The organism is Nitrosomonas sp. H1_AOB3, from assembly GCF_015709435.1.
Classification (GTDB): domain Bacteria; phylum Pseudomonadota; class Gammaproteobacteria; order Burkholderiales; family Nitrosomonadaceae; genus Nitrosomonas; species Nitrosomonas europaea.
Map to the genome: position 1 here is coordinate 949380 of NZ_CP054389.1, position 21625 is coordinate 971004.

19 protein-coding genes are annotated in these 21625 nt (G+C 46.5%); 11 read left to right on the forward strand and 8 right to left on the reverse strand.

What is annotated here, in order from left to right; genetic code table 11:
* Window position 1: 1 nt before the first annotated feature.
* Window positions 2–1837 (reverse strand): assimilatory sulfite reductase (NADPH) flavoprotein subunit, encoded by a 1836-nt coding sequence (locus HRU73_RS04555; protein ID WP_287399640.1) that lies wholly within the window; start codon window positions 1835–1837, stop codon window positions 2–4.
* Between the two features lie 527 nt (window positions 1838–2364).
* Entirely contained in the window at window positions 2365–3321 is a 957-nt protein-coding gene (gene cysB / locus HRU73_RS04560; protein ID WP_011111465.1) for an HTH-type transcriptional regulator CysB, read from the reverse strand.
* Window positions 3322–3553: 232 nt separating this feature from the next.
* On the opposite strand from cysB, the gene HRU73_RS04565 reads away from it, so the two are divergent.
* The 7 genes from HRU73_RS04565 (at window position 3554) to HRU73_RS04595 (ending at window position 13143) form a co-directional block, all read left to right on the forward strand.
* Complete coding sequence (locus tag HRU73_RS04565; RefSeq protein ID WP_287399642.1) at window positions 3554–4252, forward strand: phosphoadenylyl-sulfate reductase; 699 nt, start codon at window positions 3554–3556, stop codon at window positions 4250–4252.
* A 24-nt stretch (window positions 4253–4276) separates the two neighbouring features.
* A complete protein-coding gene (cysD, locus tag HRU73_RS04570; protein WP_011111467.1) occupies window positions 4277–5185 on the forward strand; it encodes a sulfate adenylyltransferase subunit CysD in 909 nt (302 codons plus the stop codon).
* A gap of 55 nt (window positions 5186–5240) precedes the next feature.
* Window positions 5241–6512: a sulfate adenylyltransferase subunit CysN gene (gene cysN / locus HRU73_RS04575; RefSeq protein ID WP_276678073.1), complete on the forward strand. Its 1272-nt coding sequence runs from the start codon at window positions 5241–5243 to the stop codon at window positions 6510–6512.
* A gap of 87 nt (window positions 6513–6599) precedes the next feature.
* The gene (locus HRU73_RS04580; RefSeq protein WP_287399644.1) at window positions 6600–10151 is read left to right on the forward strand and encodes an FAD-dependent oxidoreductase; all 3552 of its coding nucleotides are present in this window, start codon (window positions 6600–6602) and stop codon (window positions 10149–10151) included.
* A 120-nt stretch (window positions 10152–10271) separates the two neighbouring features.
* Complete coding sequence (locus tag HRU73_RS04585; protein ID WP_287399646.1) at window positions 10272–11399, forward strand: Re/Si-specific NAD(P)(+) transhydrogenase subunit alpha; 1128 nt, start codon at window positions 10272–10274, stop codon at window positions 11397–11399.
* 55 nt (window positions 11400–11454) lie between these two features.
* The gene (locus HRU73_RS04590; RefSeq protein WP_011111471.1) at window positions 11455–11763 is read left to right on the forward strand and encodes an NAD(P) transhydrogenase subunit alpha part 2; all 309 of its coding nucleotides are present in this window, start codon (window positions 11455–11457) and stop codon (window positions 11761–11763) included.
* On the forward strand, window positions 11764–13143 hold the full coding sequence (locus tag HRU73_RS04595) for an NAD(P)(+) transhydrogenase (Re/Si-specific) subunit beta (RefSeq protein WP_011111472.1): 1380 nt from the start codon (window positions 11764–11766) through the stop codon (window positions 13141–13143).
* Between the two features lie 29 nt (window positions 13144–13172).
* Here the strand turns inward: HRU73_RS04595 and HRU73_RS04600 are convergent, their stop codons facing one another.
* The 3 genes from HRU73_RS04600 to HRU73_RS04610 all read right to left on the reverse strand — a co-directional run bounded on the left by HRU73_RS04600 (window position 13173) and on the right by HRU73_RS04610 (window position 14867).
* Window positions 13173–13742 (reverse strand): tetratricopeptide repeat protein, encoded by a 570-nt coding sequence (locus tag HRU73_RS04600; RefSeq protein ID WP_234988974.1) that lies wholly within the window; start codon window positions 13740–13742, stop codon window positions 13173–13175.
* Between the two features lie 407 nt (window positions 13743–14149).
* A complete protein-coding gene (gene bfr, locus HRU73_RS04605) occupies window positions 14150–14614 on the reverse strand; it encodes a bacterioferritin (protein ID WP_011111474.1) in 465 nt (154 codons plus the stop codon).
* Window positions 14615–14666: 52 nt separating this feature from the next.
* A complete protein-coding gene (locus HRU73_RS04610) occupies window positions 14667–14867 on the reverse strand; it encodes a (2Fe-2S)-binding protein (protein ID WP_074671136.1) in 201 nt (66 codons plus the stop codon).
* A gap of 332 nt (window positions 14868–15199) precedes the next feature.
* On the opposite strand from HRU73_RS04610, the gene HRU73_RS04615 reads away from it, so the two are divergent.
* Entirely contained in the window at window positions 15200–16147 is a 948-nt protein-coding gene (locus tag HRU73_RS04615) for a hypothetical protein (protein WP_287399648.1), read from the forward strand.
* A gap of 59 nt (window positions 16148–16206) precedes the next feature.
* The gene (locus HRU73_RS04620; protein WP_287399650.1) at window positions 16207–17736 is read left to right on the forward strand and encodes a sensor domain-containing phosphodiesterase; all 1530 of its coding nucleotides are present in this window, start codon (window positions 16207–16209) and stop codon (window positions 17734–17736) included.
* A gap of 6 nt (window positions 17737–17742) precedes the next feature.
* On the opposite strand, the gene HRU73_RS04625 is transcribed toward HRU73_RS04620, so the two are convergent.
* From HRU73_RS04625 to purE, 3 genes are read right to left on the reverse strand one after another with little or no spacing between them, the layout of a single operon-like run.
* Entirely contained in the window at window positions 17743–18630 is an 888-nt protein-coding gene (locus tag HRU73_RS04625; protein ID WP_281870581.1) for a phosphoribosylaminoimidazolesuccinocarboxamide synthase, read from the reverse strand.
* Window positions 18631–18659: 29 nt separating this feature from the next.
* Window positions 18660–19790: a 5-(carboxyamino)imidazole ribonucleotide synthase gene (locus HRU73_RS04630; protein WP_287399652.1), complete on the reverse strand. Its 1131-nt coding sequence runs from the start codon at window positions 19788–19790 to the stop codon at window positions 18660–18662.
* On the reverse strand, window positions 19781–20251 hold the full coding sequence (purE, locus tag HRU73_RS04635; RefSeq protein ID WP_502709314.1) for a 5-(carboxyamino)imidazole ribonucleotide mutase: 471 nt from the start codon (window positions 20249–20251) through the stop codon (window positions 19781–19783). Before purE ends, HRU73_RS04630 begins: the two co-directional genes overlap by 10 nt.
* 221 nt (window positions 20252–20472) lie before the next feature.
* On the opposite strand from purE, the gene HRU73_RS04640 reads away from it, so the two are divergent.
* The gene (locus HRU73_RS04640; RefSeq protein WP_011111480.1) at window positions 20473–20904 is read left to right on the forward strand and encodes an ExbD/TolR family protein; all 432 of its coding nucleotides are present in this window, start codon (window positions 20473–20475) and stop codon (window positions 20902–20904) included.
* Between the two features lie 76 nt (window positions 20905–20980).
* Window positions 20981–21619 carry a superoxide dismutase gene (locus HRU73_RS04645; RefSeq protein WP_011111481.1) on the forward strand — a complete coding sequence of 213 codons (639 nt, stop codon included), beginning with the start codon at window positions 20981–20983 and terminating at the stop codon, window positions 21617–21619.
* The last annotated feature ends 6 nt before the right edge of the window (window positions 21620–21625 follow it).

Consider the following 21625-nt stretch of genomic DNA (forward strand, 5'->3'; position numbering starts at 1 on the left):
CTCAATAAACATCGCGCTGATAGCGCCCATCGCGTTGCAAATCGCGAAGATATTCTTCTGCTTCCTCACGTTGAACGCTTGCCTGTTCTTCAATAACGGTGACCAGTATGTTATGAACATCGGGTGCCATGTGCGAAGCGTCGCCACATAAGTAAATATAGGCGCCTTCTTCCAGCCAGGCATAGACATCGTGCGCATGCTCATAGATGCGATGTTGTACATAGACCTTCTCTGCTCCGTCACGTGAGAAGGCGACTTCCATTTTTGTTAAGACACCATTCTTCAGCCAGTCCTGCCATTCGGTCTGGTAAAGAAAATCGGTACGGAAATTACGTTCACCGAAAAACATCCATGAACGGCCACCACCATTTGCTTCACGCTCTTGCATGAAGGCACGATAGGGTGCCACGCCGGTCCCGGCACCGATCATGATGATCGGCTCACCGTTGGATGGCAGACGGAAATGAGGATTACTCTGGATATAAACCGGTAATACGGAATCAGCTATAGCCCGATCTGCCAGATGACCGGAGGCGACACCTGAGCGAGGTTCCCCATGCAGCTTATAGCGTACTGGCGCAATAGTGATATGTGCCTCATCAGGACAGATCGACAAACTGGAGGCTATGGAATAGAGACGCGGCTGCAACGGACGCAGTCCATCGACAAAACGCTGCGGATCAAGGCCCTTGAGTGGATAGGCGCGAATGATATCAATTATATGATTATCATGAAGGAATGCTGCGCGCTTGGTATTATCCATTGCGGAAAAAATATCAGTCGTGCCGGTCAATTCTCCCCAGTGATCAAGGAAACGCAGCGTTGCTGTGGTGATTTCGAACGATTTGCCAAGTGCATCAAAGAGAGTGGTTGTCTGACCCTTTACAGTGAGTGGTGCGTCTGGATTCATGTTGAGCGCAGCCAGTAGTGCTTCAACCATTGCGGGGTCGTTATGAGCCGCGATGCCTAATGCATCACCCGGTTCGTAGGTCAGGCCGGAATCAGCAAGTGAAATTTCAATATGGTGTGTTTCCCGGGTCGAGCCTCGACCGGAGAGAACAATATTGTCAATGACAGTTGCCGGGAAAGGATTTCGTTTACTATAAACTGAATTGTTAGCTTGCTGAGTACCGCCTGTTGTCTTTGATGGTGATGCGACTGATGATATGGCCGATGCCTGTTCGGCGGCGAGCAATGCCAGTATACCGGTACTCCATACAGCTGCCGGATCTTCGTAATCCACATCACAATCGACACGTGGTTGCAGCCGTTTTGCACCCAGGGCCTCAAAACGCTCATCGAGACGTTTACCGGCGCCACAAAAATGTTCATAGCTCATGTCGCCCAGTGCGAGTATGGCATAACGCAACCCGGATAGTGAGGGGGCCTTGCGCCCCTCGACAAATTCAAAAAATTCCATTCCGGACTGAGGTGGATCTCCTTCTCCATGAGTGGAGGTAATAATCAGCAGATCCTGCTCTTCTTTGAGTTTGCGAACTTTGTAATCAGCTATGCCAACGAGTGTTGGACTGAGTCCTTGCTCAACGGCCAGTGCTGCCAGACGGATTGCCAGCTCGGTACTGTTACCGGTTTCACTGATGTGAAGAATGGTAAGTGAACGAGCTGCAATGGGTTCTGCTTGTGTTACTACTGGAGGAATGCATACATCCGGCGACTGGGAGACTGTGCCGCTGCTGCGTAACAAAGCTGATCCGAGGCCGGCAAAGTAGCCGCTGATCCAGTATGCATGTTCTGGCGTAAGCGAAGAGCCTAGTGCCTCGACAAGTTGCCACTGTTCCGCAGTCAGTGTGCCCCTCGAGAGTTGTGATGCCATCATTTTATTCTATATTTTGGAAGTTTTTCACACGTAGAAATACGTAGAAATAGGATAGCCAGCGGGTAACTAACATATCCTGAATATTTTGTAGGTATGGACAAATCAATTAAAAAAACCGTTTGCGTCTGTTTTAGTTTTGCGTTACATCACTCTCTAAATAAGAGTATGCAAGGATAGCAATTATTTTTATAATTCAAAAGAATATTAAATTAATTACATATTGTATTTTGTTATATAAAAGACATCAGGATAGTCACAGAAATTTTTGATGCCAATCAAATATAAAATTATAAGGATATGAGCTATCCTAACTCCCGATCAGAAAATTTATTCCTCAATGGCGTTGGTGCTCGCTTATTAAGCTTTGTTGCTGTGGGTACTGCGGACTGTCCGGCGGAGTGTGTATTCAGCAATAACATTTATCTATATCGTGCTGTCTCCACTTTCCGGATAAATGTACCGAAAATTTTAAGGGGCGGAGTCTATCAGAAAGCAATCTGATCATCAATCGAGGTATGCCGAGAGATTTATTTATCGTTGGCTATAGATAACTGTTGATTTTCGGGGTTTTTGAGTAATTTATTAACTGTTTCCATGTCGAGATGAGCAGCGAACATCTCGATAAAATCGTAAACATAGTGACGAATGTAACTGTTACGACAGATGCCGATGCGGGTAGTGCTGGGTTCAAACAGATGTGCGGCATCAATAGCTCGTAGCTTTTTATCGCGAACTGGATCAAAGGCCATCTTTGCCAGAATGCCTACGCCTAAACCTATTTCTACATAGGTTTTGATTACGTCCGCATCAAGTGCGGTCAGTACCACATTGGGTTTCAGCCCTTTGGATTCGAATGCCTGGTTGATTTTGGAGCGGCCGGTAAAGGCAAAATCATAGGTAACGATAGCGTATTGGGCGATGGATTCAAGTGTTAACTCCTTAAGCTGGAGTAATGGATGTCGGGGTGGAACAACGATGCAGCGGTTCCATTCGTAGCAAGGCAGCATGACAAGTTTATCGAATAATTCGATAGCTTCGGTTGCTATAGCTAAATCGGCTTCACCAGATGAAACCCAGGTGGCTATCTCTATGGGACTTCCCTGTCGTAAGGACAGCCTGATTTTCGGGTAGTGTTCGATAAAGCGCTTGATTACAGGAGGAAGTACATATCGTGCTTGTGTGTGAGTAGTCGCAATAATAAATGTACCGCTTTCCTTATCATTAAATTCATTTCCAATTTTTTTCAGGTTGTCTGCGTCCTGCAGCATCCGCTGAGCAGTTTGCAGGATCGCAAGCCCTGGCTGCGTAATGCCGATAATACGTTTGCCGTGACGTGTGAAAATCTCAACCCCCAGTTCTTGTTCCAGTAGCTGGATCTGTCGGCTGATCCCAGGTTGTGAAGTATGCAGGGCATTTGCTGCCTTGGATAAATTCAGCTTTTGTTTTGCAATTTCATGAAGATATTTTAATTGCTGAAGTTTCATCTATATAAAAATAAATAATATATAATTAACTCAATATTCTTTTGAATTATAAATATAATTGCTATGCTTGCATACTATAAAGAGCAGCACAAAAATAATGTCATCTGCGCTGTGCACCGTTTGACACACTACGAAAATAGTGCAATAGCATTCGCATCAAATCGAAATCGATAAGCTTATGTAGATGTTTTTGTGAATGGGTGTTTGTCAGGTAAAATAATGTCTTATTAATATGGGTGAGCAGGCATTGCAGCAAAAGGTTGAGCAGTTGCACAGTTTGTTAGGCAATATTCAGCGGGATTATTCTCCTGCTGTGTTTGCCAGTAGTTTTGGTGCTGAGGATATGGTACTGACGGATCTGATTGCGCGCCATTATCCTGGAATTGGCATATTTACTCTGGATACCGGGCGCCTGCCGGAGGAGACCTATGATCTGATGCAAAAGGTAAAAGAGCATTATGGTGTTTCCGTTCATGCTTATTTTCCTGATGCATCGGCTGTTGAGCGCTATGTGGCACAGCATGGGCCAAACGGGTTTTATGATAGTGTCGCCTTGCGTAAGCGTTGTTGTTACATACGTAAGGTTGAACCTCTGAAACGTGCGCTGGCTGATAAAAAAGCCTGGATTACGGGGATGCGTCGTGATCAATCGACGACACGTGAAGAATTAGAGCTATCGGCATACGATAGCGATCACGGTCTGCACAAATTCAATCCACTCTGTGACTGGACCGAGAAGGATGTATGGAATTACATCAGGCAGCACGATGTTCCCTACAACGCATTGCATGATCGCTTTTATCCCAGTATTGGTTGTGCCCCCTGCACCCGGGCGATCACGCCGGGTGAAGATATTCGCTCAGGGCGCTGGTGGTGGGAGAATCCCGAATCCAGGGAATGTGGTTTACATACCCGGAAAATAGAAGCATAAATTAGTATTTTAAACACGAACAAGATGAACCAAAGGTCATATTTTACTCATCTGGATGCACTGGAAAGTGAAGCGATCCATATCATGCGGGAAGTTGCAGCAGAATGTACCAATCCCGTACTGCTTTTTTCCGGAGGGAAGGACTCAGTCGTTTTACTGAGGCTGGCCGAGAAAGCTTTTCGTCCCAGCCGGTTTCCTTTTCCGTTGATGCATATCGATACCGGCCATAATTTTCCGGAGGTAATCGAATTCCGGGATTACCGGGCAAAAGAACTGGGAGAACGCCTGATTGTGCGCAGTATGGAAGATTCCATTCAGCGCGGTCGTGTGGTTTTACGATCTGGAAATCAGAGTCGTAATCCTTTTCAGTCGATTACACTGCTGGATGCAATCGAGGAATTTGGATTTGATGCCTGTATTGGCGGTGCTCGCAGAGATGAAGAAAAAGCACGGGCTAAGGAGCGTATTTTCTCATTTCGTGATGAATTCGGTCAGTGGGATCCAAAGAATCAGCGTCCGGAATTATGGAGTCTCTACAATACCCGGACACACCCGGGGGAGAACATCCGGGTTTTCCCGATCAGTAACTGGACGGAGCTGGATATATGGGAATATATCGGGCGGGAGCAGCTTGAAATTCCATCAATTTATTTTGCACACGAAAGAGAAGTGATTGTGCGGGATAACGGCCTGTTACCGATATCGTATCTGGTACAGCCCAAAGCAGGTGAGCATGTACAAAACATGATGGTACGGTTTCGTACTGTCGGTGATATGAGTTGTACCTGTCCGGTTGCTTCTCATGCCAAAAATGTTGAAGAGATCATTGCAGAAACAGCACTGACGCGAATTACTGAACGAGGTGCAACACGTATGGATGATCAGACTTCAGAAGCATCAATGGAATTGCGGAAGCGGGAAGGCTATTTTTAGTGTAACGCTGAAGCAACCTCAGTATTATTTTTTATCTTCATAGGTTTTCTGAGACATGTCTGTCGTTGAAAATGTTGGCCTCGAGCATGCCGAGTTACTTCGATTTATTACTGCTGGAAGTGTGGATGATGGTAAAAGTACCCTGATCGGGCGCTTGTTACATGATTCCAAATCTATCTTCGAGGATCAACTGAATGCCATTGCAAAGACCTCCAATAAGCGGGGAATGGAAAAAGTAGATCTTTCACTGCTTACTGACGGTTTGCAGGCAGAGCGGGAGCAGGGAATCACCATTGATGTAGCCTATCGTTACTTCACTACCCCAAAACGAAAATTCATCATTGCTGATACACCCGGCCACGAGCAGTATACCCGTAATATGGTAACGGGCGCTTCTACCGCCAATCTTGCAATTATCCTGATAGATGCGCGCAAAGGTGTTCTGACACAATCCCGGAGACATGCCTATCTTGCCAGTCTGGTAGGTATTCCTCATCTGGTGGTGGCGATCAATAAGATGGATCTGGTTGGTTATTCTGAGGATGTCTTCAATCAGATTCGCACTGAATTCTCCGCGTTCTTGCAAGGGTTGGGTTCGCGTTCCGTTGAATATATTCCGATGTCTGCACTGGTGGGAGATATGGTCGTGGAACGCGGTGACAACCTGGGCTGGTATTCAGGTCAACCCTTGTTGGACTATTTGGAAACCATTGATATAAAACAGGATGTCAATACGCACGATTTTCGTTTCCCGGTACAGTGGGTTTCCCGTCCACAAACGGAAGCCATGCATGATTTTCGTGGTTATATGGGAAGAATTGAATCCGGCTCCGTGCACGTGGGAGATACCGTAACGGTACTGCCGTCTGGTTTGACTTCGCGTATCAAAGAAATCCTTTTTTATAATGGCACTCTGGAAACGGCATTTGCTCCGCAGTCGGTTACATTGACGATTGAGGATCATCTGGATATTTCGCGGGGGGACATGCTGGTCAATGGTGGAGAGCCACCGCGAGTTACCAGAGAATTCGATGCCATGCTTTGCTGGTTATCAGAGCAATCATTTGACCCTGGCCGCAAATATATCGTTAAACATACCACGCATATGATCAAAGGTCTGATTGCTCGTATCGATTACCGGGTCGATATCAATACGATGAATCATGAGGTGGTTGATGCGTTGACAATGAACGATATCGCCCGGATTGGAATAAAAGTACAGCAACCGCTTGTCATTGATGCCTATACCCAAAACCGCGGAACCGGCTGTTTTATCCTGATAGATGAGGTCAGTAATAATACTGTTGCCGCTGGAATGATTTGCTGAATCATTGATTGCTCTGATTGGCACAAGGCTTCACTTCAATCTGTTTCCCTATTCGTATCTGAAAAATATCCCTTAACTGATAAAAATATGATTGATTCTCGATCAGTATTTACCACATCTTCAACAGTTGCCGTTACGGCACTCGCTCTAGAATTTGGTATTTCTTTTCCTGAATTGTACGAACGAGCCGGCTTGATCAAACTCGATCAGATATTCCTGAATTTCCTCAAGGAAGGTGATTCCACGTTACACGATCATCTGATTCAGGCTCGTCAGAACCCAGAACTACTGGCTCGGAAGGATGAATCTGCTTTATTGATCGAAGTTGCACCCTGGCTGGAAGATTTCATTGCAACGCTATTTGGTATTAAAGCTGAGGTCAGTGCACTGACTGCACGTCATCATGAACTCGCGCCCCTTTATTTTTGTAAGCGTCAGTTTGTACAGCGGCGCGCCAAAACTAAAGTAAGTGATGAAGTATTGCAAACGTTGAACGGATCAATACTTGAACAGAAGTTGGTTGAAGAGTTCGGCCAACCTTTTTCAGAGCTGGTTTTTGCGTCACATGTTGCGCGCTGGATGGAAGATGAAGTCAATCATGCAGCTCAGCTCGAGCTTGCGTTGCACTATGCTGCCTGGGCACTGCGCACATCTGAAGGGCAGGCGCATACTCGCCAGGGCATTTTGTTCAAATCTCCGCGCAAACTGGATTTTCAGCATCTGTTATCCCTGACGAGTGACGATCGTAACGGGTATACGGTCCATAGTCTCGACCATGTCCGCTATCGGGAAGGTTTTTCACTGACAGACCAGGGGACCGATCTGACAGGTGCTTTGGATGAAGCTAATTACTGTATCTGGTGCCATGAACAGGGCAAAGACTCCTGCTCGAAAGGGTTCCCGCAGAAATCGAAAGAGGTTCCTGAAGTAAAAGCTTTCAAAAAAAATGACCTGGGTGTGCTACTTGCTGGTTGCCCATTGGAAGAGCGAATCTCGGAGTTTCACAAGCTCAAGACACAGGGCGTGGCAATTGGCAGCCTGGCCATGATCGTGCTGGATAATCCAATGTGCGCAGGAACCGGGCATCGTATCTGTAACGATTGTATGAAATCGTGTATTTATCAGAAACAGGATCCAGTCAATATTCCGCAAGCGGAAACACGGACATTGAAAGATGTGCTCGAATTGCCCTGGGGATTTGAGATTTACAGTCTTTTGACACGCTGGAATCCTCTCGATTTACTCAGGCCCTATCCTAAAGCGGCAACAGGTAAAAAAGTATTGGTAGTAGGAATGGGACCAGCGGGCTACACATTGTCACATCACCTGATGAATGACGGGCATACTGTCGTTGGCGTGGATGGGTTGAAAATAGAGCCTTTATCAGCCAGCCTGTCCGGAATAAACATAAAGGGTGAACGTAGTGCCTTTACCCCGATTTTTGATGTCGAGCAGTTAAGTGAGGATCTGGATGAGCGGTTACCAGCAGGGTTTGGGGGGGTGGCTGAATATGGCATTACAGTACGCTGGAACAAGAATTTTCTTAAACTGATCCGTTTATTGCTGGAACGGCGTTCGGAATTTGCGCTGTTCGGTGGCATCCGTTTTGGTGGCACGCTGACTGTCGAGGATGCATGGAATCTTGGATTTGATCATATTGCGCTGGCGGCAGGCGCGGGACGCCCGACTATTCTGGAAATTCCTAACGGACTGGCACGGGGTGTACGTGCAGCTTCTGATTTCCTGATGGCACTTCAGCTGACGGGTGCTGCTCAGAGTGATTCTATCGCCAATATGCAGCTACGGTTGCCGGTAGTAGTAATTGGTGGCGGATTGACGGCAATCGATGCCGCAACAGAAGCACTGGCTTATTATCCGGTTCAGGTGGAAAAATTCCTGCGGCGTTATGAAATACTGGCTGCAGTACAGGGTGAGGCCGCGATACGAGCGAATTGGGACAGTGAAGAACGCGAAATCGCTGAAGAATTCATGACTCATGCCCGAGCTATTCGCAATGAAAAAGCACAGGCTGCGCGGGAAGGACGCGAACCCCGTGTTGCAGCATTGCTGCAATCATGGGGAGGCGCCATGATTGCCTATCGGAAGCGTTTGATTGACAGCCCTTCCTATACCCTCAACCATGAAGAAGTAGAGAAAGCATTGGAGGAGGGGATATATTTTGCAGAAGGTCTGACACCACTGAGAATCGATGTTGATCAGTGGGAGCATGCTCAATCCATTCGTTTCGCAGTTCAGGCGATGAATGAAGAAGGCAGTTGGTATAAAGTTAAAGAAGTGACCCAACCTGCCCGGACGATTCTGGTCGCCGCAGGCACTCAGCCCAATACTGTTCTGGCACGTGAAGATGCACATAACTTCAAACTGAATGGGCGTTATTTTGCTTCCTGTGATGAACAGGGTCAGCCTCTTGACGCAATCCGGGGCAATCCCAAACCGGAAACGCCCGCAGTATTGCTGAGTCACTCCGATGATGGACGTTTCATCAGTTTCTTCGGTGATTTGCATCCATCTTATTCCGGCAATGTGGTCAAAGCAATGGCCAGTGCCAAACAGGGATATCCGACAGTCAGTCGTGTACTTGCCCAGACCGGACCTGTATCAGTGCAATCTGCCTCTCAGTTTTTTACTGAAATTGGCGGGCAGTTGCGTGCTACCGTGCATAAGGTAGAAAGGCTGACGTCAAATATCATCGAGGTAGTCGTTCATGCACCATTGGCAGCTCGTCATTTCCACCCGGGGCAGTTTTACCGTTTCCAAAATTATGCTTCACTTGCAGGAATATCCGAACAGACACGCTTGGCGATGGAAGGTATCGCCCTCACTGGCGCTTCAGTGGATGTTTCTAACGGATTGGTATCATTGATAGCACTGGAAATGGGGGGATCGGCAAATTTATGTGCATTACTTCAACCAGGCGAACCGGTCGTACTGATGGGACCTACTGGTACTCCAACAGAAATCGAATCTCACGAAACTGTTGTACTGGTAGGAGGCGGTCTGGGCAACGCGGTACTATTCTCGATTGGTGCTGCTGCGCGCGCTGCCGGTTGTAAAGTTTTGTATTTTGCCGGCTACAAGAAACTGGCTGACCGTTATAAAGTCGCGGAAATAGAAGCGGCTGCGGATACCATCGTCTGGTGCAGTGATGAAGCGCCTGGCTTTCAACCTTCACGTTCGGGTGATCTGAGTTACGTCGGAAATATTGTACAGGCAATGGTTGCTTATGCCAGCGGTGAACTCGGTAGTGCACCGATCTCGATGCAGGCTGCTGACCGCATCATTGCAATCGGTTCCGATCGTATGATGGCAGCCGTAGCTGCCGCACGGCACCAGCAGCTTGCGCCTTACCTTAAGGTGGAGCATTTTGCGGTGGGTTCGATCAATTCTCCGATGCAGTGCATGATGAAAGAAATCTGTGCGCAATGTCTGCAACCGCAAAAAGATCCTGTTACAGGAGAAATTTCCTATGTTTTCTCCTGCTTCAATCAGGATCAGCCGTTGGATCTGGTCGATTTCAGTGGATTGGCTTCGCGCTTGCGTCAGAACAGTGTTCAGGAGAAATTGACGAGCCACTGGATCGGCCATTGTCTGCAACAGGGCAGTAGCCATGTTTCCTGACAAAACAGAAAATGCCGTCGGGATTCAATCGGCTTTAAATTGATTTATAATTTGGCACCAATTGGATCCATGTCACAACTTTTAATTAATGAATCATCAAAATAACAAGGGAGAATATCCATGCACATAGGCATACCTGCCGAAACGCGTGCAGGAGAAACGCGCGTGGCGGCCACGCCAGAAACCATCAAAAAGCTGACTGCCAAGGGGCTGCATACTGTTCTGGTACAGGCGGGCGCCGGTGCTGGTGCCAGTATTCCTGATTCAGCTTATCAGGAGGCCGGTGCTACTATTGTCTCCGCTGCTTCACAGTTGTATGAACAATCCCAGATCGTACTGAAGGTACGGGGGCCTGAAGCAGATGAGCTGGCACTAATGAAAAAGGATGCGGTACTGGTAGGTCTGCTTACCCCGCATCATGCGGAAGAAATCGAATCTGTAGCCAGACATGGATTGACCGCATTCGCGATGGAAAAACTGCCACGAATATCGCGGGCACAAAGTATGGACGTATTGTCTTCCCAGGCAAATATTGGCGGATACAAAGCCGTCATCCTGGCAGCTGATATATATCAGAAATTTTTCCCTATGCTGATGACGGCAGCCGGTACAGTCAAAGCTGCACGTGTACTGGTTCTGGGGGCAGGTGTGGCCGGACTGCAGGCTATTGCAACTGCCAAACGTCTGGGAGCTGTAATCGAGGCATTTGACGTAAGGCCTGCAGTGAAGGAACAGGTTGAGAGTCTGGGTGCAAAATTTGTGGAAGTTCCTCTGACAGATGAGGAAAAAGCCAAAGCTGAAACTGCCGGCGGATATGCAACTGAAATGTCAGAAGATTATAAACGCCGGCAAGGTGAGCTGATTCAGGAACGTGCTGCTGCTGCAGATATCATCATTACGACTGCTCTGATTCCGGGGCGTCCGGCCCCCGTTCTGATTACTGAAGAAACGGTCAAAGCAATGAAACCAGGATCAGTAATCGTTGATATGGCGGTTGAAGCAGGTGGAAACTGTCCGTTATCGGAATTGGGTAAGACTGTAGTCAAGTATGGCGTGCATCTGGTAGGTGTCGCTAACCTTCCCGGGTTGGTGGCCGCTGATGCCAGTGCACTATATGCACGCAACTTGCTGAATTTCCTGAATCTGATACTTGATGCACAAACCGGTGAGCTTAACGTAAACCGTGAAGATGAAATTATCGATGGCAGTCTGGTCTGTATGGCTGGAGAAGTAATTAGCAAATCATAAGCAGGCAGGCAACATTGTTCGCACAAAAGTTTATGAATCTCTATAAGGAAAGCACATGATTGGAGAAATTGATCCAACGATCATAAATCTGACGGTATTCGTCCTGGCTGTTTTTGTTGGCTACCATGTAGTGTGGAATGTAACTCCCGCTCTTCATACTCCCCTGATGTCAGTAACCAATGCTATTTCCAGTATTATCCTGGTTGGTGCGATGCTGGCAGCAGGATCAACTGAGGCTGATTGGGGAGCATGGTTAGGGGCTGCGGCCGTAATTCTGGCATCCATCAACGTGTTTGGTGGGTTTCTCGTTACCCAGCGTATGCTGGAAATGTTTAAGAAAAAAGACAAAAAAGGACAAGCCTAAATGTCTGCTAACTTCATTGCATTAGCCTACCTGATAGCGGCTGTATTTTTCATACTCTCACTTAAAGGATTGAGTTCGCCTCTTACTGCACGCCGCGGTAATCTTCTTGGCATGCTGGGGATGGGCATTGCCGTATTCACAACGCTGACCATTACCGAAAACTGGCCACTGATTCTCGGTTGTATCGCTGTAGGTGCGATTATTGGTTCGATTGTGGCGCAACGGATCCAGATGACTGCAATGCCTGAACTTATCGCGTTCATGCACTCACTGGTGGGTCTTGCTGCTGTATTTATTGCAATTGCAGCCGTCAATAATCCAACCTCATTCGGTCTGTCGGAAATACTGCCAACTGGCAGCAAACTCGAGCTCTTTCTGGGAACTTTCATTGGTGCCATGACATGGTCCGGTTCCGTCATTGCATTCCTGAAACTGTCTGGTCGGATGAGTGGTGCACCGATTATTTTTAGCGGTCAGCACATGGTTAACCTGTTGCTGGCCATTATTATGATTGGTTTCGGTTTATGGTTCTTTTTTAGTGAGACGACGAACTGGACAGCATTTTCTGCAATGACGGCCATTGCTTTTCTGCTCGGTTTTCTCATCATCATCCCGATTGGTGGCGCGGATATGCCAGTCGTAATCTCCATGCTGAACTCCTATTCGGGATGGGCTGCTGCAGGAATTGGCTTCTCACTCGGGAATCCGATGCTGATTATAGCAGGATCGCTGGTTGGCAGTTCCGGCGCAATTCTTTCCTATATCATGTGTAAAGCCATGAATCGACCGTTTCTTTCTGTCATTCTGGGAGGCTTCGGCAGTGATGGAGGAAGTCAGAGCACCGATGACGGAATACAGAAATCCTATCGCAGCGGTAGTGCAGATGATGCAGCATTTCTGATGGGGAATGCGGATAGCGTTATCATCATTCCGGGATATGGATTGGCCGTGGCACGTGCACAGCATGCGGTCAAGGAGTTGGCTCAGGCTCTGCACAAGAAAGGTATCAATGTTCGTTTTGCAATTCATCCGGTTGCGGGCCGTATGCCTGGACATATGAACGTCCTGCTTGCAGAAGCGGAGATTCCCTACGAAATGGTGCAGGAAATGGATGAAATCAATAGCGATTTTCCGAATACCGACGTTGTACTGGTATTGGGTGCGAATGATGTAGTTAACCCGGCGGCAAACGTACCGGGAAGCCCGATTTATGGAATGCCGATTCTGGAAGCTCACAAAGCGCGTACCGTAATGGTTGTCAAACGCAGTATGGCTGTCGGTTATGCAGGGCTGGACAACGACCTCTTCTATATGGACAAAACCATGATGGTATTCGGTGATGCCAAGAAGGTTGTTGAAAATATGGTTAAAGCACTTTAGAAGCAGCTTCTTATATCAAGCCCGGGTAATTATTTTCCAAGTTTATTTCTGGAATCCAGCCATTCCCGGGCTGCTTTCTGTGCTGATGAAAGTTGCGTACGGCTCAATGAGCGCATAGCTTTATCACGCGCCGCAATAGCCTGTTCTATTCCTGCTGCTGCAGCTAAATTGAACCACATATAACTCTTTTCATTATCCATTTCCACGCCTTGGCCAACTTGATAAAGCAGGCCAAGTTCATATTGAGCCAGAGGGTGATTTTGTTCGGCAGCCAGAATGAACCATTTGGAAGCTTCGGAAAAATCCTGAAGAGTTCCCTTGCCAGCCAGATATAGTATGCCTAACTGATATTGGGCGTCTGCGTTGCCTTTCCTGGCTTTTTCAAGAAAAAGGTTGATTGTATAAAACCGGTTGTCACTTGGATCAGGCAAAGAGCTTGTATCTTCACTTTTGATTGATTGTAGGTCGATCTTTTCTCCACGCTCAATTGCTTCTGCTAATGTAAGGTTGGTTGATGAAACATGGGGGGAAGATTGGGAGTCCAGCCAGGATAATCCTGTTAAAGCAGTTTGTGGCTGTGAAGACAGGCTTCTCTCCATGGGGTCATTGAGGGAAAATCCTACCCAAATGAAAGTACCCAGTAGAAATATACCCCCCACACCTGCCGCTGCTGCCAGACACGCATCATTATTCCTGCCCCAGAAACGCGCTTTGCAATCGCGACAGCGATAAGGAGAAAGTAATAAATTAGCAGGTGTGCGCTCGCCGGGCCTGAAACGGGACTTGTGAATCCGACTGCTGCCACACTGAATACAATGAGAGGTCATGGTATTTAAGCCGGATCAACTGATTTAAATCCTAACCCGACAGGCTTCAAGAGATACCTGTATTTTACAATACGTTCAGCTTTCCGGGTGACAACAGAAGCATACAGAATACTAGAATTCTAAGCCGCTATCGACAACTAACGGTAATAATATTATTTTGGTTCTGTGCGTTCGAAGGATTAAATCTGGCTCTGTAGCCAGTTCTGAGTTCCGATATTCTTGACCATATCCAGTTGTGTTTCCAGCCAGTCAATATGTTCTTCCGTATCTTCAAGAATTTCTTTAAAAATTTCACGTGACACAAAATCCTGGGCTGTTTCACAAAAGGCTATTGCACTGATAAGAGTTTCTCTGGAGGTGCGTTCCAGTTCTAAGTCACATGATACACATTCCTGCACATTTTCACCGATCAGCAATTTGCCGAGTTCCTGCAGATTTGGTAATCCTTCAAGAAAAAGAATACGCTCGATCAACTGATCCGCATGCTTCATTTCCTCAATGGATTCATGATATTCATGTTCACCCAGTTTGTTGAATCCCCAGTTTTTATACATGCGAGCGTGAAGAAAATATTGGTTGATAGCAGTCAACTCATGTTGCAGCTGGCGATTCAGCCAGCGAATAATATCCGCATTACCTTTCATGATTTCTTCTCTCCTTTAAGAAATATTTGCAGGTGGTAAATCAGGTGAGATTTCAGGAAGATCCAGTAGTGGTCTGTTGAGAAGATTCCTGATTCAATACCTTATCCAGAGCTATTTTGGCATGACAAGCACAAGTACCACACTGGCTAGTAATGCCCAAATTGTTCCTCAAGTCACGCATTCTTGTAGCACCTTGTTTTACAGCCTGGTGAATGTCGCGCTCAGTCACACCCTTACACACGCAAATATACATGAAAGATATTTTTTGTCGAATAGTTTTCAGGAATGCGTTTTATACTGAACATTCAATATAAAGCATACTATCTGTTTAATTTAATAATGAGAACGATTCTTAAAATTATATCTATCTCTGACAAATTTGCAACTCATAGTTTCTCGTAAATTTGTAAAAGGCAGTAATCATGTGACCAGACTGCAAAACTTATTTCCTGATCACCAGAATTGACTCTGGAATTTTTTTACCTTTTTTGCCAACTTTAAATGAATCTGCATTTATTTGTTCCTGATATATTTTGGCCAGATGGTTCGCAAACAGATATTTATCAACACCTGAAGTTACCTGCATTGGAAACCATTCTGGCGAAAAGTAACCGTTTTGAAGTCGGAGGAGAGGTACTGGAATCCTGGTTGTGTAAAATTTTTAATGTGAACAAACAACAGGACTGGCCCATAGCTTCGATATTACTGCAGCGTGAAAAAAATAGAATTGAAGTAGGAGAAAGTTATTGGTTACGTGCCGATCCGGTTCATCTCAGAGTCGAGAACAACCATATACTTCTTGGGGATAATCAGATTCTGAATATTTCCTTAAAGGAAGCGACTTCTTTTGCCGATAGTATCAATGAGTTTTTCTCAGATGAAGGGGTAACCCTGCTGCCGCTTCATTCTGATCGCTGGTATGTGAAATGTGATGAGACTCCCGAGTTGCAGACATTCCTTCTGAGTCAGGTGGTTGGTAAAAATATAAATGATCTTCTGTCACGGGGAAAAGAGGGTGCAATCTGGAACAGCAGGATCAATGAAATCCAGATGTTTCTTCATGAGCACCCGTTGAACCGGAACAGAGAAATACAAGGTGAGCTGCCGGTCAACAGTATCTGGATATGGGGAGGAGGTGTCAGACCTTCAGAAGTGCGCACATCCTATACCGGTATTTGGGGCAATCATGTACTGGTTCATGCACTGGCAGAAATGGGGAAGGTTATGTGTCATGATCTGCCAGAGAACGCAGATGAGGTATTGAATCATTCCGGGAATTCGGGTGAGCAATTAATCGTCCTGGATAATTTACAGAAATACGCTTGTTACAGAGATGCATACAACTGGCGCAATGAATTGATGAAAATGGAACGAGATTGGTTTGATCCATTATTCCAGGCGTTGAAAAAGAGGCAGATCCAGCAGCTGAAGCTCACTATTGTCAATGAAAGTTCAACTAAAGATTTTGTACTAACGCCTGGCAGTCTCTGGAAATTTTGGGCTGCGGTACGTCCACTGGGAACCTACAGTTAGTTTATTTTCAGGTTATTTTCCAGGAATGAGGTTTCTAACAGATCTTCCTTCGTGTGATTATGTATACCACTCCAAGAATCAATGTATTCAAACCTTTTTTATCGGCGACTGTGGCAATGGTTGTCATAGGTTTACTGATTGCTCTGGATCATTCACTGATTTTTATTGAATCACATATCGTTGCCGGGTTATGGGTAACCCTGCTGATGTCGATACTGTTCATGATTACGCAAATTGCTCATGCCGAGAAAGCTTTTTCAAAACAATTTGCTCAATTGGTTGCACAAAAGGAACGGCTTAGCAGTGAAATCAAACACAGGATCTGGGCTGAGAAAACTTCTTCAGAAAATAAAGCCAAACTGCAAATTGTGGATGAAAATTTTCCGGTGATGCTAGCCTACTTCAATACGGAACGGCAGTGTCGTTACCATAACCGCGCTTTTCGGCAATGGTTTGGATTACGGCCTGAACAGATAGAAAATCGGCTTTTTAACGAATTTCTCGATAAATCGTTGTTTTCTGATATCAGTAGTACTGTCGAATGTGTATTGTCTGGAGAGACCATACAGAATCAGCATGTCCTGAAACTTGCAAATCAATCGATATGTTTTATTACAAGTCATTTGACACCTCATTTCGACTCTGCTGGAAAGGTAATCGGCTTTTATATTCTTTACACACCTCGGCTGATGAAAAAAGGAGAGGAGCTGCTGCAAAATGTGAAAGATCGATCCACAGCTGAACATAAACAAGCACAAGAAAGTAAAACTACACGAGACAGTAATGAAAATACTGCTAAGCAGCCGACACGAGTGTCCATAGATTCTTCCAGACGAATCATTCAGGCTATTGAGCAGAATGAATTCCATCTGTACTGTCAAAAGATAATTCCTGCAGGATCGAACCAGGAATCTTCAAGTTATTATGAAGTACTCATTCGTATGGCGGAGGAGGAATCCAATCTGATTCCACCGGGAGCATTCCTTCCGTTTGTTGAAAAATATAACCTGATGCCACGTCTGGATGGCTGGGTGGTCGAACAGGTGATCCATTATCTCGCCGATCAAAGGGCTGATCCCCGAATTTCATTTTGTATAAATCTGGCTCGCAGTACACTCATCGATCCAGTATTTTATGATCGTGTCTGGAAATTGTTGAATGCAGCCGGAATAGAACCCCAGAGAATATGTTTTGAAATCGAAACAGCAGATGTGGCAGCCAATTTGTTGAGTGCAGTGCAATTTGTAAAAAAAGTACAACAATCCGGCTGCCTGGTTTCACTATGCAGTTTTAATCATGATCGTGGCTCATTTGATTTACTCAAACACATCCAGGCTGATTTTCTGAAGATTGACGGCAGCCTGATATGCAATATCCTGCGTGACGCAGAAGATCTGAAAAAAGTTGAAAATATCGGCAAATTCGCCCGTGCTCTGAAAATCAGGACGATAGGCGAACTGGTCGAAACACGGGACATTCTGGAGAAGCTGGCAAAAATCGGGATTGATTATGCCCAGGGATTCATAGTCGGGCGACCACTTCCGATTGAGAAGATCGAGTACCGAGCCGATAGCATGGATGATCTGTAACAGAAGCTATTGTGTCAGCACCCGGCAGGCTGCCTGATATTTTTCAATGGTTTGCACAAGAACCTCTTCAGGAATAGGGGGAGCAGGTGGAGTCTTGTTCCAGTTGATCTGTTCCAGCCAGTCACGAATAAACTGTTTGTCGTAACTGGGAGGTGTTTTACCAGGCCGGTAACTTTCAGCGGGCCAGAAGCGTGAAGAATCAGGAGTCAGCGCTTCATCGATCAGATAAAGCTGGTTGGCTTCATCCAGGCCAAACTCAAACTTGGTATCGGCAATAATGATGCTTCGTGTCAGTGCATAATCGGCTGCAGCCGTGTAAAGTGCAATGGCATGCCTGCTGACGGCCGCAGCGAGCGATACTCCCAGAAGTTGTTCACAAACGGAATACGAGATGTTTTCGTCATGTGATCCTGCTCCCGCTTTGGTTGAGGGTGTAAAAATTGCACCACCGGGAATTTTATCGGCCTCCCGTAACCCTGCTGGCAAGGCAATACCGCAAATAGTGCCGCTGCGCTGATAATCCTTCCAGCCGGAACCTGAAATATAACCGCGTACAATAGCCTCGACAGGCAGAGGTTTCAATTTTCTGACGATAAAAGCGCGATCCGAAACCTGATCCTGTTCCCGAGACGAAACAACAGACTCAGGAGTTATGTCAGTGAGGTGATTGGGGATGATGTGAGCTAATTTATCGAACCAGAAACGGGAAATTTTTGTCAGTATTTTTCCCTTTTCCGGAATCGGGGTTGGCAATATCACATCAAACGCTGAAACACGATCTGTTTGTATGATCAATAGATGGTTTTCATCCACCGCATATATATCGCGCACCTTGCCGCGATGCAGTAAAGGAAGGCTGGTGATACTGGTCTCAAACAATGCTGCGGTCGCCATGATGGTATCTGCTTTTGAAATATACCAGATCAGAATTGAAGATCCTGCCTGATCCGTGCAGTCTGCTGCAATGCTTCTTCAACCGTATCTGCCAGCACAGTAAAGTGCCCCATTTTTCTGCCAGGTTTTGCTGCACGTTTACCATACAGGTGCAGTTTGGTCTGCGGATGTCGTAGTATGCTGTTCCAGTCAGGCTCACCATTTTTCCACAAATCCCCGAGTATATTGGTCATGACAGCGGCCTCCTGTACCAGTTTGGTGCTGCCGTGAGGCAGCCCGCACAACATGCGAACCTGCTGCTCGAATTGGGAAGTCACACAGGCATTAAGTGAATAATGCCCGCTATTATGCGGACGAGGCGCAATCTCATTGACCAGGATCTGGCCATCGCCCAGGACAAAAAATTCCACACACAGAATGCCGACATAATTCAGTCGTGTGGCTACTTGTCGGGCAACCGCGCGTGCTTTTCCAACGATCTCATCTGACAACGTAGCCGGTATGATGCTCGTGTCCAGGATACCCCGCTCATGGTGATTCTCGGGAACAGGAAAGAAGGTAATCTGATCCAGATTATCGCGAGCCAGAACGACGGAGATTTCATGAGCGAGGGATAATCGTTTTTCCAGCACGCAGGGTTTGTTGCCAAGTGCAGTGAATGCTTCGGACAGAATATCTGCATGTTCGATCCGTATTTGCCCTTTACCATCGTAACCGGACTGACTGCTCTTGAGTATCCCGGGGAACAGGGATACATCAATCCGGGGCAGATCCTGTCCGTCATGGATAACGGTGAATGGTCCGACTGGAAAACCATTTTCAGCAAGAAACTGCTTCTCGCGAATACGATTTTGTGCGATCGAAACACTTTCGGCATCAGGGCTGACTACACAGCGTCGTGCCAGGTAGCGTAACGCCTGGGCCGGCACATTCTCAAACTCGATAGTGACTGCTGCACAGGTCGATCCTAATTCATCCAGTGCCTGATCGTTCAGGTAGTCCGCCTGCAAATGACGTTCAGCGATACTTCCCGCAGGGCTTTCTGCAGCCGGATCAAGCACGGTTACCCGGTAACCCATTTGCTGTGCTGCCATGGCAAACATTCTTCCCAGTTGTCCGCCACCCAGCAGACCCAGCATGGAGCCCAGTTTTATGTACATGATTCGGGGAGCGTCATCGCAGCGACAGAGGCAGCCTGATTCTTGCGAAATTGATCGAGTTTTTCGGCCAGTGAGATATCTCCCCCGGCCAGAATGGCAGCAGCAAACAGTGCGGCGTTGGCTGCACCTGCTTCTCCGATGGCAAAAGTGGCAACTGGCACACCCTTGGGCATCTGTACGATGGACAACAGTGAATCTACACCCTGTAAATGTTTTGATGTAACCGGAACCCCCAGAACGGGGAGTGTGGTTTTGGCAGCAATCATGCCGGGGAGATGGGCAGCACCTCCCGCACCGGCGATGATACACCTGATTCCACGGTCATGAGCTGTTTCGGCATATTCAAACATCCTGTCAGGCGTGCGATGTGCCGAGATAATCATGGTTTCATGCGGAATACAGAAGTTTTTCAAAACGCTTGCAGCATGTCGCATTACCTGCCAGTCACTGCTGCTGCCCATTACGATGCTGACTACCGGATGATCCACATAAAACCTTTTGCGACTTTTATGAATAACGGAAACAATTCAAAATATGCTTGGGCATGGTGAAAGTGGTAATAATAAACTAGAATAACCTGGCCGGCCCGCAAGTTTTGAGAGGGTATCGCCTGATCCGTTATTGTGATCCCGCAGGGTAGACGGCAACCCGCTGTTTTTTATCGATCAATATCAAAAATCAAATGAATTTTCAGCGAGGACAGAAGAAAGAAGAGCCTGAGATCAATCTCGTGCCAATGATTGATGTACTGCTGGTCATCCTTATTTTTCTGGTAATCACTACCACTTACTCAAAGTTTTCAGAGCTGGAAATAACATTGCCACAAGCTGCTACGGTTGAAACAGATCATGCAGAGGATACTTCAAAGGTAATTGATGTATCGGTCAGCGCAACGGGTGACTACACGATTAATCTTGTCCCGATAAAATTTGCCAGTATCGAGAATTTGCGTGAAGCATTGCAATCAGCAGCCAAAAACCAGGAAAACCCGATCATTATCATCAGTGCTGATGCAAAGGCCACTCATCAGTCGGTAATCACAGTCATGGAAGCAGCGAGATTGGCCGGATACAATCAGGTGACCTTCACGACAGAAATGACGGACAATAACTAAAACATTCTCTTTACTCATACCATCCGACTTTATGTTTTCACTATTCAAATTCGTTTTCAGGAATAAAGGAGAGAAAATGAGCACTAATCTGGATAATTTTTCAAGAGCTGCACAATCAGGTGATACCTATGTGCTGGCGCCGTTGCCTTATGCCGATAATGCGCTGGAACCTGTTATTTCCGCACATACACTGAGCTTCCACTATGGCAAGCATCATAAGGCTTATGTGGATAATCTGAATAAACTCGTTGCAGGAACACCATTTTCCGGACAATCACTGGAACAGATCATCACGGCTACAGCCGGGCAGGCTGATAAGGCAGGAATTTTCAACAATGCAGCACAAATCTGGAATCACATGTTCTACTGGTACAGTCTCAGCCCTAAAGGAGGAGGAGAGCCGCCTGCAGCATTGAAACAGAAGATCGAGGAATCTTTCGGCAGTGTAGAGGCTTTCAAACAGGAATTTGCCAATGCCGCCATCACACAATTCGGTAGTGGCTGGGCCTGGCTTGCTCAGGAAGGATCCAAGCTGGCCATCATCAAGACCAGTAATGCCGATTCACCCCTGACACGCGGTATTCGCCCACTGCTGACGATCGACGTATGGGAACACGCCTACTACCTGGATTTCCAGAATCGTCGCCCGGATTATGTCAACACGGTTATCGATAAACTGATCAACTGGGAATTTGCTGCAGCAAATCTCGGATGACGATTA

Excerpts from the sequence above, each read along its gene's own strand:
- HRU73_RS04555 (WP_287399640.1), bottom strand. The coding sequence starts at position 1,837 with ATGATGGCATCACAACTCTCGAGGGGCACACTGACTGCGGAACAGTGG.
- cysB (WP_011111465.1), bottom strand. The coding sequence starts at position 3,321 with ATGAAACTTCAGCAATTAAAATATCTTCATGAAATTGCAAAACAAAAG.
- HRU73_RS04565 (WP_287399642.1), top strand. The coding sequence starts at position 3,554 with ATGGGTGAGCAGGCATTGCAGCAAAAGGTTGAGCAGTTGCACAGTTTG.
- cysD (WP_011111467.1), top strand. The coding sequence starts at position 4,277 with ATGAACCAAAGGTCATATTTTACTCATCTGGATGCACTGGAAAGTGAA.
- cysN (WP_276678073.1), top strand. The coding sequence starts at position 5,241 with ATGTCTGTCGTTGAAAATGTTGGCCTCGAGCATGCCGAGTTACTTCGA.
- HRU73_RS04580 (WP_287399644.1), top strand. The coding sequence starts at position 6,600 with ATGATTGATTCTCGATCAGTATTTACCACATCTTCAACAGTTGCCGTT.
- HRU73_RS04585 (WP_287399646.1), top strand. The coding sequence starts at position 10,272 with ATGCACATAGGCATACCTGCCGAAACGCGTGCAGGAGAAACGCGCGTG.
- HRU73_RS04590 (WP_011111471.1), top strand. The coding sequence starts at position 11,455 with ATGATTGGAGAAATTGATCCAACGATCATAAATCTGACGGTATTCGTC.
- HRU73_RS04595 (WP_011111472.1), top strand. The coding sequence starts at position 11,764 with ATGTCTGCTAACTTCATTGCATTAGCCTACCTGATAGCGGCTGTATTT.
- HRU73_RS04600 (WP_234988974.1), bottom strand. The coding sequence starts at position 13,742 with ATGGAGAGAAGCCTGTCTTCACAGCCACAAACTGCTTTAACAGGATTA.
- bfr (WP_011111474.1), bottom strand. The coding sequence starts at position 14,614 with ATGAAAGGTAATGCGGATATTATTCGCTGGCTGAATCGCCAGCTGCAA.
- HRU73_RS04610 (WP_074671136.1), bottom strand. The coding sequence starts at position 14,867 with ATGTATATTTGCGTGTGTAAGGGTGTGACTGAGCGCGACATTCACCAG.
- HRU73_RS04620 (WP_287399650.1), top strand. The coding sequence starts at position 16,207 with ATGTATACCACTCCAAGAATCAATGTATTCAAACCTTTTTTATCGGCG.
- HRU73_RS04625 (WP_281870581.1), bottom strand. The coding sequence starts at position 18,630 with ATGGCGACCGCAGCATTGTTTGAGACCAGTATCACCAGCCTTCCTTTA.
- HRU73_RS04630 (WP_287399652.1), bottom strand. The coding sequence starts at position 19,790 with ATGTACATAAAACTGGGCTCCATGCTGGGTCTGCTGGGTGGCGGACAA.
- purE (WP_502709314.1), bottom strand. The coding sequence starts at position 20,251 with ATGGGCAGCAGCAGTGACTGGCAGGTAATGCGACATGCTGCAAGCGTT.
- HRU73_RS04640 (WP_011111480.1), top strand. The coding sequence starts at position 20,473 with ATGAATTTTCAGCGAGGACAGAAGAAAGAAGAGCCTGAGATCAATCTC.
- HRU73_RS04645 (WP_011111481.1), top strand. The coding sequence starts at position 20,981 with ATGAGCACTAATCTGGATAATTTTTCAAGAGCTGCACAATCAGGTGAT.